At 42.5% G+C, this 15189-nt stretch carries 13 protein-coding genes; 5 read left to right on the top strand and 8 right to left on the bottom strand.

The genetic code is table 11. The features are described from left to right. Positions 1–101 precede the first annotated feature (101 nt). Both DI53_RS16815 and DI53_RS16810 read right to left on the bottom strand, forming a co-directional pair. Positions 102–1889 (bottom strand): RagB/SusD family nutrient uptake outer membrane protein, encoded by a 1788-nt coding sequence (locus tag DI53_RS16815; protein ID WP_037502513.1) that lies wholly within the window; start codon positions 1887–1889, stop codon positions 102–104. A gap of 10 nt (positions 1890–1899) precedes the next feature. Beyond that, positions 1900–5115 (bottom strand): SusC/RagA family TonB-linked outer membrane protein, encoded by a 3216-nt coding sequence (locus DI53_RS16810; RefSeq protein ID WP_052072511.1) that lies wholly within the window; start codon positions 5113–5115, stop codon positions 1900–1902. A gap of 465 nt (positions 5116–5580) precedes the next feature. On the opposite strand from DI53_RS16810, the gene DI53_RS16805 reads away from it, so the two are divergent. After that, on the top strand, positions 5581–6561 hold the full coding sequence (locus DI53_RS16805; RefSeq protein WP_037502510.1) for a metallophosphoesterase family protein: 981 nt from the start codon (positions 5581–5583) through the stop codon (positions 6559–6561). Positions 6562–6596: 35 nt separating this feature from the next. Here DI53_RS16805 and DI53_RS16800 read toward each other — a convergent pair whose 3' ends face one another. Together DI53_RS16800 and DI53_RS16795 are read right to left on the bottom strand one after the other, a co-directional pair. Next, complete coding sequence (locus DI53_RS16800) at positions 6597–7514, bottom strand: hypothetical protein (RefSeq protein WP_052072510.1); 918 nt, start codon at positions 7512–7514, stop codon at positions 6597–6599. Positions 7515–7590: 76 nt separating this feature from the next. Further along, positions 7591–8409, bottom strand: a complete 819-nt coding sequence (locus DI53_RS16795) for a matrixin family metalloprotease (RefSeq protein ID WP_037502507.1) — start codon at positions 8407–8409, stop codon at positions 7591–7593. 314 nt (positions 8410–8723) lie between these two features. Here DI53_RS16795 and DI53_RS20380 point away from each other — a divergent pair, with 314 nt between their 5' ends. Further along, a complete protein-coding gene (locus DI53_RS20380) occupies positions 8724–8900 on the top strand; it encodes a hypothetical protein (RefSeq protein ID WP_157836791.1) in 177 nt (58 codons plus the stop codon). 421 nt (positions 8901–9321) lie between these two features. Beyond that, positions 9322–9837 carry an RNA polymerase sigma factor gene (locus tag DI53_RS16785; protein ID WP_037502501.1) on the top strand — a complete coding sequence of 172 codons (516 nt, stop codon included), beginning with the start codon at positions 9322–9324 and terminating at the stop codon, positions 9835–9837. A 266-nt stretch (positions 9838–10103) separates the two neighbouring features. Here the strand turns inward: DI53_RS16785 and DI53_RS16780 are convergent, their stop codons facing one another. Beyond that, on the bottom strand, positions 10104–10568 hold the full coding sequence (locus DI53_RS16780; protein WP_037502498.1) for an acyl-CoA thioesterase: 465 nt from the start codon (positions 10566–10568) through the stop codon (positions 10104–10106). A gap of 192 nt (positions 10569–10760) precedes the next feature. Between DI53_RS16780 and DI53_RS16775 the strand changes: the two genes are divergently transcribed. After that, positions 10761–11168, top strand: coding sequence for a GNAT family N-acetyltransferase (locus DI53_RS16775; RefSeq protein WP_037502495.1), 408 nt, complete (start codon positions 10761–10763; stop codon positions 11166–11168). 136 nt (positions 11169–11304) lie between these two features. Here the strand turns inward: DI53_RS16775 and DI53_RS16770 are convergent, their stop codons facing one another. Both DI53_RS16770 and DI53_RS16765 read right to left on the bottom strand, forming a co-directional pair. Beyond that, positions 11305–12150 (bottom strand): hypothetical protein, encoded by an 846-nt coding sequence (locus DI53_RS16770; RefSeq protein WP_037502493.1) that lies wholly within the window; start codon positions 12148–12150, stop codon positions 11305–11307. A 267-nt stretch (positions 12151–12417) separates the two neighbouring features. After that, positions 12418–13179: a metallophosphoesterase gene (locus DI53_RS16765; protein ID WP_037502490.1), complete on the bottom strand. Its 762-nt coding sequence runs from the start codon at positions 13177–13179 to the stop codon at positions 12418–12420. A 159-nt stretch (positions 13180–13338) separates the two neighbouring features. On the opposite strand from DI53_RS16765, the gene DI53_RS16760 reads away from it, so the two are divergent. Next, positions 13339–13662, top strand: coding sequence for a hypothetical protein (locus tag DI53_RS16760; RefSeq protein ID WP_131555337.1), 324 nt, complete (start codon positions 13339–13341; stop codon positions 13660–13662). Positions 13663–13742: 80 nt separating this feature from the next. Here DI53_RS16760 and DI53_RS16755 read toward each other — a convergent pair whose 3' ends face one another. Further along, the gene (locus tag DI53_RS16755; RefSeq protein WP_037502484.1) at positions 13743–14090 is read right to left on the bottom strand and encodes a nuclear transport factor 2 family protein; all 348 of its coding nucleotides are present in this window, start codon (positions 14088–14090) and stop codon (positions 13743–13745) included. Positions 14091–15189 lie beyond the last annotated feature (1099 nt).

The raw sequence follows: 15189 nt of genomic DNA, 5'->3' as shown, positions 1-15189 counted from the left end.
AAACATTCCATAGGTATAAAATTGTTGTTTAAAATAGTCAAATTACCGTAATGCATACAAACGGTGCATTACAGTAATTTGAAAGCTCTGATTTTACGCTATTATTCCCAGCCAAAAGGTTGCCGAAGATTTGGATTAAGCACTGTTTGCTGAAGCGGAATCGGCCGGTAATAATACTGTGGGCCATCTTTCCACAATCGAGGCTGTGTTTTATCTCGTGTAAACATAATATGTCCGCTGTTTCCATTTGACAGGTAGATCACATTTTCACTTAGGTAATAGCGCACTAGACGTTCTTTTGTGTCTTCTGGCAAATTAGCGATAGGTTCTTGTTGCGACGGACTTTCCAAAATAGCGATATCAGGGTTTCCATCGCCCGTAACATCCATCGCGCCAAGCTGCTTGACAAACATACCTTTTGGCGCTGTTGCAAACAGCTCGCCCACAAACCACCTATTTAAATCGTTGGCTCTAGAGCCCTCCCCTGCAAGCTCCACTCTCCGTTCCCTACGTATCTCTAAAACCACACCTTTGTTTTCGTTGACATTAGGATAACGGGTCGCTAACTGCGGATCTACATCTGCATTGGCCTGCAAAAGATCTAGCTTAGGAAGCCCCACTCGTTGGCGCAGCTGTCCGACTGTCGCATCCAGATCAGATTGATCTAGCGTCCCTAATTCCGCCTTCGCTTCTGCGTAATTTAGTAGTACTTCTGCATAGCGCAAAATCGGAAGATCAGTATAGTTTAGGTTCCATCCCAAACGCATGCCGCGATCGCGTGGGTAAAACTTTACTTGGAGGTAACCGCCGAAAGTAGGCTTCAATACATACGGTATATCTAGCTGTGGATTTGTTTTGAATCCGGGTTGCATCATAGTTTCTCCCAATCGGGGATCCCTGTTTCTAAATATTTCTGTGATGGCCATTGATTCATAGCCCGGAAGATCGGTAAACCTTGAACCGTCGGACATCAAAAACTCTTCCATAAGATCCTTACTGAAGGCCCATTGGTAGTCAAACACGGTATGCGTGTTATTCGCTACACCTTCTCCGCGGCTGTTTTTCCATAGAAATATAATTTCCTTATTCGCCGAGAGATCCGAACTTGAAAACAAGCTCCGGAAGTCTTCAGCATGATTACCTGTACTATGAAGAGCGAAGCCTCCCTCGTCCATAACTTGCTTAGCGGCACTGGCGGCTTTTTCAAAATACATGTTTGCTGAAGTGGCGAGGTTCAGGTATCCATGATATTTACGGTAACTGCCTTCATACAGCGCGATGCGGGACATAAGCGCTAAAGCTGCCCATCTCGTGATTCGCATATTCGTACCGCTAGGCTGGATATGCGCTGCTGCATACTCCAGGTCAACCATGATGGAATCGACAACCAACTCCCGGGAGTCTTGTCCCTTCGTCAGTTCTTCGCTCTCTTGCTCTCCTAAAACCCTCCCGTACCAGGGCACATCGCCATAACGCATAACCATATTGTAATACCAATATGCACGGTAGAAGCGTGCAATTCCTGTGAAGTGGTCAATAGCGGCTTGGTCGCCAACAGCTTTATGCAGATTTTGCAGCATAAAGTTAATTCTTCTCAGGCTCTCCCAGTCATCCCATCCGTCGGCGTTCGCGGCCGTAAGGGTTCCGCGGACCATATTGTTGGTGGTCGAGGCGCCGCTCAACGCAGCAATGTTATCCGAGAAGCCATCGCTGTAAGCTGGTGACAGCATGCCATACATACTGTTGGTGTATATCTCTAGATCTGCGACTGTTTTGAATGTGCTTTCTTCCGTTACGCTTGTCTGGGGCGAACGATCCAGAAAGTCGTCATTACAGCTGCTGTGTAGTATAACGGATAGGATAAACCCTATATATAGATAATTTTTCATGTGCTCTTATTTAAAAACTTAAATTCATACCGAAAGAATACGTCCGTTGGAAGGGGTAAATTCTACCTTCCAGCCCTTCCGGATCCAGCGGAACATCGAGGTTGGATTTTTCGAACAGATTTTCTCCGCTGCAGTAAACTTGCAAGCGGTTTAGTCCCATCGATTCCACCCACCTGAGCGGTAACGAATACCCTAATGTTACATTCTTTACCCGCAAGTAGCGGGCATCCTGCAGATAGTGATCATTAGCTGCACCAAGTGACCTCCCGCCGACCTCCGCAGCATACGCACGCACGGCAGGAAAGTAGCCATTCGGGTTTTCCGGTGCCCAATGGTCAAGGTTTTGTTTTGTTACATTTGTCCACGGCTGCGCGTATATTCCCCAAAAGTATACATGATTACCTGGCGGATACCAGTCTCTCTTACCTACGCCCTGCAAGAAAACCCGCATACTGATGCCTTTCCAATTTCCACTTAAGTCAAAACTATAAGGCAGTTGCGTATAACTGTTGCCTATGATCGACATATCACCGTGATCGTCTAAGGTTCTTTTCCCCGCATTTATCCTGCCGTCGCCGTTTTGATCTTTGAATTTTACATCGCCAATGTAGGAGTTCCCTCCTTGATTTGTATTTCCTATATCAACCATGTTCAAGGCATCTAATTGTTGTTGATTTTCAAACACGCCATCATAGGTATAGCCCCATATGCTTCCCAATCGTTGTCCGACAAAATAGTCAGCTAACAAATTAGTCGGATTATCATATCGGGTAATATGGGCTTGATAGTTGGAAAGCACAAAAGCTGCTTCGTAACTAAAGGGCGAGCCTGCCAAAGTAAGTTGATCGCGCCAGCTAAGCCGCATATCCCATCCCTCAGTTTTCAAGTCGCCGGCATTCATCCTTGGCGAATCTGTACCGAAGACTGCCGGCAAGGTACGTCCAGGCACTAACATCCCCTCAGTTCTGCGGACATATTTGTCGAACATGAGGTTCAATCGATTGTTTAATGTAGCTAGGTCGATTCCAAAATTTAAAGTAGAGACCTTTTCCCAAGTAAAAGAATTAGAAATTGCTCCGGGTGGATTCATTCCCATTGGCCGCTCCGCGCCCAGCACCCAATCAATTTTTTCGGTTGAGAGCGTGGGCAGATAGGCATAGTTGGCTATATTTTGGTTTCCCAATTCTCCATATGATCCGCGAAATTTAAGGAAATTAACAACCGATTTCAAAGGTGTAAAGAAACGTTCCTGCGATACCACCCAAGCTGCTGAGGCGGATGGAAAAAATCCCCATCGGCTAGCCTTTGGAAATTTTGAAGAACCATCGTAGCGGCCATTTAATTCTAATAGATATGTATCATTATAGCCGTATGTTAATCGGTAGAACAGGCCCCGTACAGCCCAATCGTCTATGGTATGACGCGTAGTCATCGTTCCGGATGCCAGTTCAGGTGTTGGTATAGAAGGCGATAAGAGGTCGTTGCGACGTAATGATGACCATTCGGTTTTCCTGTATTCCTGATTGTAACCTAATAGGAACGTGAGTTGATGCATGCCGAAGGTTTTCTGCAAGTTGCTGTAAAGGTTCAATACATCATATTTCGTGCTCTCATTTTCTTTGGTCGCATACGAAGTCGTCGATCCGGCATATTTAATTTCTGTTGCCGGCCCTGTTCGGTAGGGTATGGGAATATCGAAAGAATTGGTATTTCCGGAAGTACGGCGAAAGGTAAGGTCTGCATTAACTGTCCAGATGTCTTTCAGCAGGGTAGCGCGCGTTTGAAACGATGATTGAAATTCGTTAATGGAGCGTGTGGTACGGCCCCCGTCCTGCATTCTGCCCAATAACCCCGCGCCGGCCTGCGTCCAGCTACCATCCGGATTTTTGGGTACATCGAGGGAACTTGTGCGGTTAACGTTCCAAAAAAAGTCGTCTCCCATAAATATAGGGGCATCTAGGTCTCTAACGGTAAGCAATGTATTGTTTCCGAAGGATAACCAATCGTTTATTTCCAAGTTTACTTTCCCCCTTGCATTATAGCGGGTAAGTTCGTCTTCACCGTATCTAAGCATACCTTGCTGCTTATAGTATTCGCCTGAAAAGAGATAATCCAGTTTATCTACTTTCTTTGCCACGCTCAGATTGACGGTATGTGTCGGCGCGATTTTTTTATACGCCTCCCCCATCCAGTCCGTCGATCCATAATACATATAATTCAAAGTATTAGTCGGGTCTAAAATGACCCGCGGTAGCGAAGGATCGTTTTGCAGCTGCGCGGCGTATTGCCGCACAGCCTCCGGAAATAGATCGTAAAGTGGAGCGGCTGCCTGACGTTTATATTCCATCACCGTAAGTGGATCTGTTACAATTTCCGGTAGTTTCCCAACCGTGCGCCATGCCGAATTGTAGCCTAGATTAAATTGGGTTTTGCCCGCTTTTGCCGACTTCGTTGTGATCAACACCACTCCAAAAGCTGCCCGAGCGCCATAAATAGCTGCCGAGGAAGCGTCCTTTAGCACGGTTACCGTTTCGAAATCATTTGGATTAAGTCGCGCAACCTCTGCCTCAGTGAGCGGAACGTTATCAACCAAAATTAGGGGGCCGCCCCCATTGATAGAGGTCGTTCCACGGATATTGAAAGTTGGTTCCGCCGCAGGGTTTCCACTTGGATTGGTGATATTTAGATTCGGAATTAGGCCTTGCAATGCAGATCCTAGATTTGTTACGGGTCTGTTCTCGAACTGCTTGGAAGATATCTGGTCTACCGATCCCGTTAAATTGACCTTCTTTTGTGTGCCAAAGCCCACCACCACTGCCTCGTCAAGTACGGTGCTTCCCGCCTCGAGTTCAACAACCATGTTTTCCTGTGCAACAACTTCACGCGACTTATAACCCACTAACGAAATCTGCAGCAGAACTTCTTTCTTAACGGGGAGCTCAAAAGTACCGTCTTGAGCGGAAACAGCAGCTATTGCAGCATTTCCTTTTACGACGATTGATACTCCAGCGAGAGGCACACTACCTTCCACAATTTTCCCCCGAATGTATTGTTGCAGAGCGGATGCGTTTGGTAAATGGTTGTCCATGCTTTTTACGTCTATGGCGTATGCACGGGGGCTGGCCAAAAAGCTGATAAAGGTAAGAGCTAACACCCCGCACTTCAGGCGTCGATAGCGTAATTTGATTCTGCGCTTCAGTTGGCGCATTGCGTTGCTGTATTTCATTATAGATGGTAGTTAATTAACGTTGTTAAATTTCGATACGCTCTTCCCAAATTTCAACCCAAACACCTGGCGCAGTCGCTTTAGTAAAACACATACATTGAAAATCTAATATTTACAAATATTGAACATATATTCTTTTTAATATCATTTTAAAGACAAATGTAATTCAAATGTTTAGTATTTGTAATATTTAAACATTAAGAAATTATTATGTAATCGTTGGAGAGTAACCTATGTTATGCCCAAACAATACCTATTGTAAATGTCCATTTGTATCACAAGTATTGTCCAATTAAAAAGAATTATTTAAAGAATAATCAGCAAAATATTTTTATTATTTGTAAACTTTTGTTTAATATAGATTTTAAATTGGTTACAGTAGGCATCAACTAATGGTTTTGGTATTGCACAAGCGATTGCAAAACGAGAAGAGAATTTAACGTATAATCATACAACACTGTATATATGGTCACAAGAAAAATGTTTTTATCTATAGCCGGCTCGGCTGCAATAGGGCTCTTAGTTCCTCAACGCCAAAGCTGGGCGGCTGCAGGAAAACGATCTGCGGCCAGAAAGCTAAAATTTAGCGTTATTAGTGATTTACACATCGACCTTATGCACGATAGTAAACGCCGTTTGCAACTTTTCATCGACAAGATGCAGCAGGAAAAGCCTGACTTTATTATACAATTAGGTGATTTTTGTATACCTGCGGAGCAAAATAAAGACGCGATAGATTTGTGGAATAGCTTTCCCGAGAATTATCATGTCATCGGCAATCACGACACGGACCAAGGCTTTACGCATCAACAAGTCGTGAATTTTTGGAACATGCCTGCAGCTTATTACTCATTTGATAAAATGGGTTATCATTTTGTCATACTAAATGGAAATGAAAAAATCCCGGGCACCCAAACAAGCGGATACCCAAGACGTATTGGAAAGCAGCAATTAGATTGGCTGAAGAAAGATTTGATGGAAAATAAAAATCCCACAATAGTTTTTTGCCATCAGGGTCTGGACAATACTATTGATGGCTTAGAAAACGGTATGGAAGTGCGCTATCTCTTAGAGCAAGAGAACATACGATCACAATTTACGAAAGTACAATTGGTTCTTTCCGGGCATCATCACCTTAATTATCATAATGAAATTAACGGTATACACTACGTTCAAATTAACAGCGCTTCGTATTATTGGGTTGGCGAAGATTATCAGGCGCAACAATTCGATGAAAAGTTTTACACAGAAAATCCTATACTACGACATACATTGGTGTATGAGGATCCTATTTGGGCAACGGTAACGCTGCAGGATGACAAAATACAGCTTTCCGGAAGAGAGACTTCATTTGTTGGGATCGGGAAGGAAAACCTCGATATTGAAAGACACCAAGATGTATATCCCATTACTTCGCGCATTGATTCTAGAGTCTTGCGGTTATGAGATGTAGTTATAGTCGTTGAATACGTACAGCAACATTAATACCTCTTAGAACGCTTTGTCCAAACAAACTGTATGCCTGCCCCGACGCTTATACCACTGGAATAAACACCATTTAACTGTGTAGTAAAAACTTGCCCGTCAGCGCGGTACAACTCATCAGTTCCATTGCCGATAAGGAGATGCGAGTAGCGTGCGTGCATAAATGGTCTTATTGCAGCATTAATCTCGTATCCTGCGGTAAGAGTGGTCTCCCAGCCGTTGCCTTTTGCCTGGTGTACAAAACTAACAGGCTGTCTAAAATCATCCTGCAAATTCCAGTTTGCTTCCGCAGCATAACGCATAACGCGCGAAACAGCGATATCATAGTCCAAAATAAATCGATTACGGCTATACCTAATCTCCACACCAACTAGCGCTCCGTTCCAGCTTGGTCGATATGTACTTCGCAACTCTCTTCCAACAATTAAAGGCACTTCCCCATCTAGCATATAAAGTGTCTGCTGACGCCCGAAATACTCCACGTGTGGCATTACAGAAAAGCGGCCATTGGACCAAAATTGATAAAATAATCCCAGACGGTAATTGAGTGTCTTCCCTTGATTTGCCTTTAAATTGAAAATGGCCGTTGGAGATCCGCGATTATTGTCCGCATAATCCGTATCGCTCACCTTCCCCACTGTGATACGTTGGTACGTTAGCGCTCCCCTAATGTATACCTTATTGAATAGTTGTATTCCTGAGGCAATTTCAAACTGAGGACCACGGAGCTCCTCCCATATCAATTCAGACAATACATTCGGATTGTTGCCTTCGTCATTGCCTGCAATGCTCCAATTTAATTTTTCCTGTGCCCAGTTGATGCGCGGTGCTACAAAAAAACCTGTTGCACTACGCTGCGCCGATACATGAAAACAGCAGAGCGTAAAAAGCAGCGCAATAAAACATATATGCATTTTTGCTTTGTATAATAGGTGAAAGATCGTGTATCCTGCACATGGAGGATACACGAAAACATTCCCACTTTATCTTTTAGTTTTTCGGATAAGCCTGCGCAATAAATTGCTTATCAGTTTCAGACAATTGGTTATTCCAACCAACCCAAAATCCATTCGTAGTTAGCTCACTACTGATGGGATAGTGCATAATAGAACGAGGGTCGTATGCACTAAATTGCGTTTGCGATGTTGCATATCGCTGGAAGATGTTCACGTCCACTTGGGCTTTACTCCATCCATTAGGCGGACCTCCAAAATACGCGTACGCGGCCTCAACATTCCATGGAATAGCAGCTTCGGGATGTTGTTGCTCGTGAATCATACCTAATACATGTCCAAATTCATGCAGCGTTGTTGCCCTGAGTTCAGCTTCCGAAGTCCTATCGTTAAACCAGCCGAAGTTCATTGTTTCTTGGTTGGGTAATCTACTTAAAGCTGCCGTTCCAAGGGCAGAATAGGAACCGGCACCCTCTACAAACGTAACGCGGATCTGCGCTGTGCCGCTTTGAACAAACCGGAAAGTGATGTTAGCATATTGCGACCATTCGCTTGCATATTCCCTTACTCGAGCACGAACCTTTTCTGTTCCACCATACAGACGAACGGTAATCACGCTTCCATTAGGCCATTTTGTAGGCCTTAAGATAGCACCTCTGGGATCCGTACCGTTTATTGGGTCTAAATCTCGGCAGACACGTGCATTTTCAAAACCGGGGGGTATATCGGCCCTTTGTATTTCAAGAGTTTCAAAATCTGTTTGCGCTGTGTCAATTTGTGGATCTGCGCTTTTAGAACAAGCAACTACTGACGCTGAAATAACCAGTCCGAAGAGGACTTTTTTAAATTTTTCCATAGTTTAATGTTTTTGTCGTTAATAAATTTTGGCAGCTTCGAATGTGGCCACACCCGAAGCTAACAACCTAATAGACAAACCTATGACATAGAGTCTTATCAAATATAACAATATTTCACTTTAAATTATTTTTAAAGAATAAAAATTTACAAACACCCGCTAGTAAACAGCAATGAAACAAAAAAACACAGATACCCTGAAGAATGACAAGATATTTCTCAGAAACTATATTAAAGTATCGGAATATCCATTTTCTATGTTTTGGTTATGTTTTAATGCAAACGGAAGGCTCAGATAAACATGATTCTAGACATATGCATAGGCCAGTTGGATTTAAAGGTTCGATATGGCACGATGAAGACTATATCTTTCGGGCAGTGCATGAGCTGTATCGACCTTCCTTGCAAAATATAAATTGGAACCGCAATTTGGGCGATATTGATCTTGAGCGGGATGCCGAGAGTGAATATCAAAGTGGCAAGTCAATATAATCGTCCCCTAGCTTCGTCATTTTGAAGGTTGAACGCGTGATCTAGACATTACGAGTATATTCTCCTATTAGTAAAGCGGTGTGATTGGACGCAGACTGGTCAAAACAGCACACAATAATGTATAGTTAGCGTCCAGTTATTTGAAACGCAACGCGGATTTCTGTTTGAGCTACTCAAAAATAAATACCCAATTGGAAAAATTAAATACTATTTCTTGAATTTGGGTAATCTTCGATTGATACTAAATTATTGCCCTTAATGCGCGATTCCCCAACATTATTGCCTGTAATAAAATATACCTAAGCCATAGGTATTTTTTTTGAGGCCCCTTTTTACGCCATTCGTGTCAGAATTTCTCTACAAAATAGCACCCTTATTGCTTTAAACAGTATATCATTCTTAAACATAAAAACGGAGCGTTATGAACAGTTTACAACTTAACAGACAAATTGAAGACAGCAGATCCATTTTAACAAACTTTGCTTACAAATTCACCAGTGATCCGGACGATGTAGAAGATTTAGTGCAAGAGACTTTAATCAAATCCGTGAAATATGCTGATGAGTATACAAACAATCCGAAGCTACTTTCGTGGTTATATGTGATCATGAAAAACCTGTACATTAATAACTACCGCAGAAGACAGAAAAGATCGCAATATGAAAATGCTCAGATTGCTGAGTTGCGTGACCAGGGTTGTACAGAGCCATTCGCTCGCAATAATGTAGAAGGCAAATTCACAATGGGTGATATTCAATTTGCCATGAGCAAACTTTCGAGTGAGAATTATGAAATCTTCTCCATGTATGTTGACGGTTTTAAATATAAAGAGCTTGCGGAACATTTTGACATGCCTGAAGGGACAATCAAAACTAGAATTCACCATTCAAAAAAAATATTGCAAAAACACTTAGCTACCTACAAAAAAAGTGCTTAACAGTTCACAATCATTCAAAACGTGTTTTAAGCTACGCTTACATACGACACCATAACGCGGAGCGTGCATCCAGTATTGCTCCGCCTAAATGATTGTATTTACAATTTCAAAATTCCTATCGATTCCGAATCTATGTTACTATGCCTATTGCAATTTGCATTGATACCTGAGCTAAGTTGTTGCATAGCACAAATTTTCTTAAACAGTTAATTGGGCCTTTAAAAGGCTTCATTGTTTATACGGCCGTACAGGGAAATGGTCATTCTTTATAAAAATGGCTTCATTTCTTCTTCGATCTGTTTCCGGTGTCCCATCAGCCTTTTAGCGTATTCCTCCTGTAGCTTTTCTTCCTCCGTAACAGGAATCCATTTCGGTACTAAAGCGGGTTTATTATCATCATCCATCGCGACAAAAACGATAATGCAATGCGTTTTCTTTTCAAATGCCGGACTTTTTAGGTCGCGTGCGAAAACATCAATAGCAATATGCATACTTGTCGAGCCCGTGTAGATGACATGCGCTTCCACTTTAACAATTTGTCCTATTTTTATCGGTTGATAAAACCTAATCCCACCAACGTAAACGGTTACGCAGTATCGACTACTCCAGGTACTGGCGCAGGCATACCCTGCTTGGTCAATCCACTTCATGACACTGCCTCCGTGCACTTTCCCACCGTAATTAACATCAGAGGGCTCGGAGATAAATTGAAATATTAAGGGTGAATTCATTGTTTACTATCCTATGTTATAACCTCAGCTTATTAACAGTTGCGAAGCCCTAAATGTTTGCGGTTTATCCGTTGGTGATGTGCGAAACGCGAACCGTTCTCGAAGCTTGGAGCGGGCTTTAGATAGCATTGGAAATCCAAAACATTTTGTAATTTTAGATAAGAACAAGCATGTATATTATTATATTACCACATGAACATCACATTCTCCGATTCCAAGGAAATCTATAATGCACAAATACTTCCCCTTTATCAAGCGAATGGATGGAGCGCGGCAACTAAGCCAGAGGCTTTGCTGGAAGGGCTTCGTCATTCGCATACGTTAATAACCGCTTGGCACGGTGAACAGCTAGTTGGTTTGGGAAACGCTATTTCTGATGGCTATCTGGTTGTTTACTATCCTCATCTTTTGGTATTGCCAGCTTTTCATGGTCGAGGTATAGGTCGGCAGATAATGTCGTTATTACAGAAGCCCTATACGCATTTCCACATGCAAATGCTTACTGCCGATGCCGAGTCAGTCGACTTTTATAAAAAAGCAGGGTTCCGAAGGGCCGGAAATACAACACCGATGTGGATTTATGCAGGTACGGATCATTAATGACAATTTGGTCGCCATAGCTTATTGTCAAAGCTGCAATAAGTCATTCAATAAAGTAAGAGGCTGTAGATTAATGTAATCATACAGCCTCTTACTTTAAGGTATCAAATTATTTATTTCAGGTGATATTGCTGTCTTAGCTGTTCACGGCATCTTGCTCACGGATATAAGCAGGGCTCACATTATGCGTTACTTCACCATTATACACATTGCTTTGTGCGGTAACGTCAACCACTTTTGTCGTGTAAGCTAGCGCCGCAGCATTTACGCTATCTGCAAGCAACGAATCTGCAACATGGGCAAACGTAGCAGAGTCTAAGCTATTAGCAAATAAAGAATCTGTTGTGTAGGCAAATGCCGCTGAATCTACGCTATCTGTTGCAAGCAACGAATCTGTAGCATATGCAAATGTAGCAGAGTCTAAACCATTAGCAAATAAAGAATCTGTTGTGTAGGCGAATGCTGCTGAATCTACGCTATCAACCATTATTGAGTCTGTCGCATATGCAAACGTAGCGGAGTCTAAACCATTAGCAAATAATGAATCTGTTGTGTAGGCGAATGCTGCAGAATCTACGCTATCAGCCACTATAGAGTCTGTCGCGTATGCAAACGTAGCAGAGTCCAAACCATTAGCAAATAATGAATCTGTGGTATAAGCAAATGCTGCTGAATCTACGCTATCAGCCACTAATGAATCTGTCGCGTATGCAAAAGTAGCAGAGTCCAAACCATTAGCAAATAATGAATCTGTAGTATAAGCAAAAGCTGCAGAATCTACGCTGTCAGCAAGCACAGAATCCTGTGTGTTAGCAAAAGTTGCAGAATCTAAACTATTCGCGAGTAACGAGTCTTTAGCATTAGCAAACATTGCCGAATCATTCGTAGCAAATCCAGCTGTTTTTTGATTAGCGCCATTTGAGTTCGCTACCAGTGTTGTACCGGCGGCAAGTAGTAGATTGAAGATGATTAATTTTTTCATGCCATTTTATATTTAATAAAACCATTAATTATTAACTCTTATTTAACGTAAATGTACGAAGGATAGTTCCCTATTTGTAACATTATTGTTGTTAAATATTTGTTAAACCGTCTAAAATAGCCGCTGATGACCCTTCTAACATGGTTTTTATGTATAATAAAAATGTTACAATTAACATTTGTTAACATTTAAGCAAAGTCATAAATAGGTTTTTTTGCGGCAAACCGGTGATTGAATAGATGCAAAAGGCTATACGCGGTGAGCATGTTATGGGTATAATTCTGGTAAAAGCGATGACTGCCAATATTCCCTCGAGTCTATGTCCATAATAGTCAATCGCCCCTCGTGGCCGGCACCTGTGTCTACATTCGTAATATTAAATGCTGTCATAGGCTGGTCTATACCCCACTTCGTCGTGGAAGTGTGACCAATAAAAATTTCTTCAAAAGGTCCTTTTTGCCAACGAGGCATGCCCCTCCCTTCGCCTTTTTGGGCTGTCAACGTATCGATCCACAACGAGCGGTCAAAGTAATAATTATCTTCCGGCTGCTCGTAGAAGCCGAGGTTGCGATCGTAGCCAGCATGAACAAAGAGCCGATTTTTTGCGTCAATATAATAGAGCCTTTGCCGCTCAAACAATTGTGCATGCGCATGAGGAATGTCATCCGACCGGAGCGATGTGGTGTAACCATCGCGCTCTTTGTTGTAGCTGCCATCGGGTTGCATATGCCTTTGGTAGGATTGCAGCGTGCCGATCCCTCCAAAATTCCATAGACGAGGGTGTTCAGCGCCATCAATAAAGGTTTTAAACCAAACGTCGTGGTTGCCCTTTAGCACTATTAAGTTTTTAATCTTCAGCAATTCTTCTACACATTCAAATACTTCGTCACGTCCATCGGTAATATCCCCCAACTGAATTAGTGTGTCTCGTTCTCGATCGAACGGCGATCTTTCTAAACATTGTGCTAATGCTTTGTGTGCTCCGTGTATATCGCCCATAACAAAGGTGCGCGTCCTATTTCCATCCATATTCTAATGAACGTAGATCACCAAATGGGGGTTTTTAAATAATTAAAATTACCGAATGTAGACGCCTAGATAGCTTCCCTTAAAAACACCTAAACAATTTACATGCAGCTGAAAACTTTACGCGTTGATAAGCGTCTCCTATTTGTAAATTGTTAGCAGATGATGAATTTTGATAGTATAGCATTGGGTGATCTTACGCAAGATGTGCAGATTCCCAAAACAGTAGATGAACAGGTTGAAGAAACTTGGTTCGTAAAATACGGTGAAGAAACTGTCGGCGTAGGATTATTTCTGCCGGATAGCAGGTCTTGTGTTTTGGCCATCTTAGGTGACGATGTAGCGCACAGAAAAGTTATCGGCACCTATCAGAGCAGCGATGATCATGAGCGCCTGATACTGCATGGGCTGGAAATAGCTTATGAAGGCTACCTGCGGTCTGTAAAGGGTGATACCGTAATCGGTAAATTGGATATTAAAGAGTAATTAGGAGTCAATATTCTCCAAAAGATGTTGTCCTTTGCGGGCATACGATTTTTTCAAAGAGGTGCGATGATGCACCTCTTTTACTTATTCTCGATCACAAAAGCCTTAAGTGTAAACAGTTTGCCCTCTTTGACCCGCCAAATATCGCAATAGTCATATACTGTACTCTTTTTATGGGCATCGGTCAGGGTAATCTTGCCGACAGCAGTTACATAGTCGCCCTCACCAACCAGTTGCTCCACATCGAAAATCGGCGGCTCGATATACGTTTTTTCCATATAGCTCCGTATCGCTACCTTTCCCTCTAATACTTCATCACCTACGAATGTCCATACGCTATCGTCATCGCAGTATGACAAAAACTCTTCGTAACGACCGGCAGCGACGGCTTCGTTTGCGCGAATTAATATGTCTTTATTTGTTTGCATCGTATTTATGTTTTATCTCTATTTTTTTTTTGTAGAACGCACAGCTCACTATATCCGTTGATAGTTAAATTAATTTTAGCAACCATCGAGATGCAGTCATCTGCAATGATAACTTTTGATTTTATGGGTGAACCTTCATTTCCTCGGGTTTTCCGAGGCACATCCCTTCCGCCGCATGCTGCAGCAAGGCAAATACTTTTGTAAGGGTAGTAGAGTTTCTTAAACGCATTGTCCATCGCAAATCCTTTCCGTCCTTAGCCAGGACATGGCGTTCCTTTTGTAGGGCAAAAGGAACCAAAACCCCGTCGCTTATTTTTGTTGCATCCTTTTTGGACAGTGCAAAGGCAAATGACTACAGACGCAACAAAACTGATGCGACATTTCGTTTAATAAAGGGAAGAAGCGATAAATATAGAATACCTTTCGCATTACGCACTAAACATTACTTAATACCAATCCCATCGCAAATCCTTTCCGTCCTTAGCCAGGACAGGGCGTTCCTTTTGTAGGGCAAAAGGAACCAAAACCCCGTCGCTTATTTTTGTTGCATCCTTTTTGGACAGTGCAAAGGCAAATGACTACAGACGCAACAAAACTGATGCGACATTTCGTTTAATCTTGGTTGGAAGCAATAAAGTAGTGGATATTTTAATTTCTCGCACTACGCATTACGCTATACTCAATACTCATTCAAATGCGACACTTCGTTTAATAATGGGAAGAAGCGATATAAATAGAATACCTTTCGCGTTACACAATACACCTTCAAATGCGACATTTACCGTTAATAACCGGAAGTGCAGTTGTAATAATGCTTCAACTTTTGCACTGCGCAAATGCAGTTGAGCGACTAAAGAACTTGGTCACATAAGGACCGACCAACGGCACTTTTAACGTTTCATCAAGCGATGGTATCAGCGGAGCGCGGCCGTGGCCTCGTGGGTATGGGCAGGCATTAGATTATTTCCCGAAATCCATTTTTAAAAGGATTTTGGGGATGTCATCTAGCCTGATAGGCAGCCTTCCGCTGCGGGTTGGGTTGTGAGCAAGATCGCCTCGATGAAACAAAGATTTTTTGCTTACTTTTTCATCTGAAAAA

Origin of the sequence: Sphingobacterium deserti (genome assembly GCF_000757725.1) — a bacterium.
Classification (GTDB): Bacteria; Bacteroidota; Bacteroidia; order Sphingobacteriales; family Sphingobacteriaceae; genus Sphingobacterium; species Sphingobacterium deserti.
Note: the sequence above shows the minus strand (reverse complement) of the source record. Positions and strands in the feature narration are given on the sequence as shown.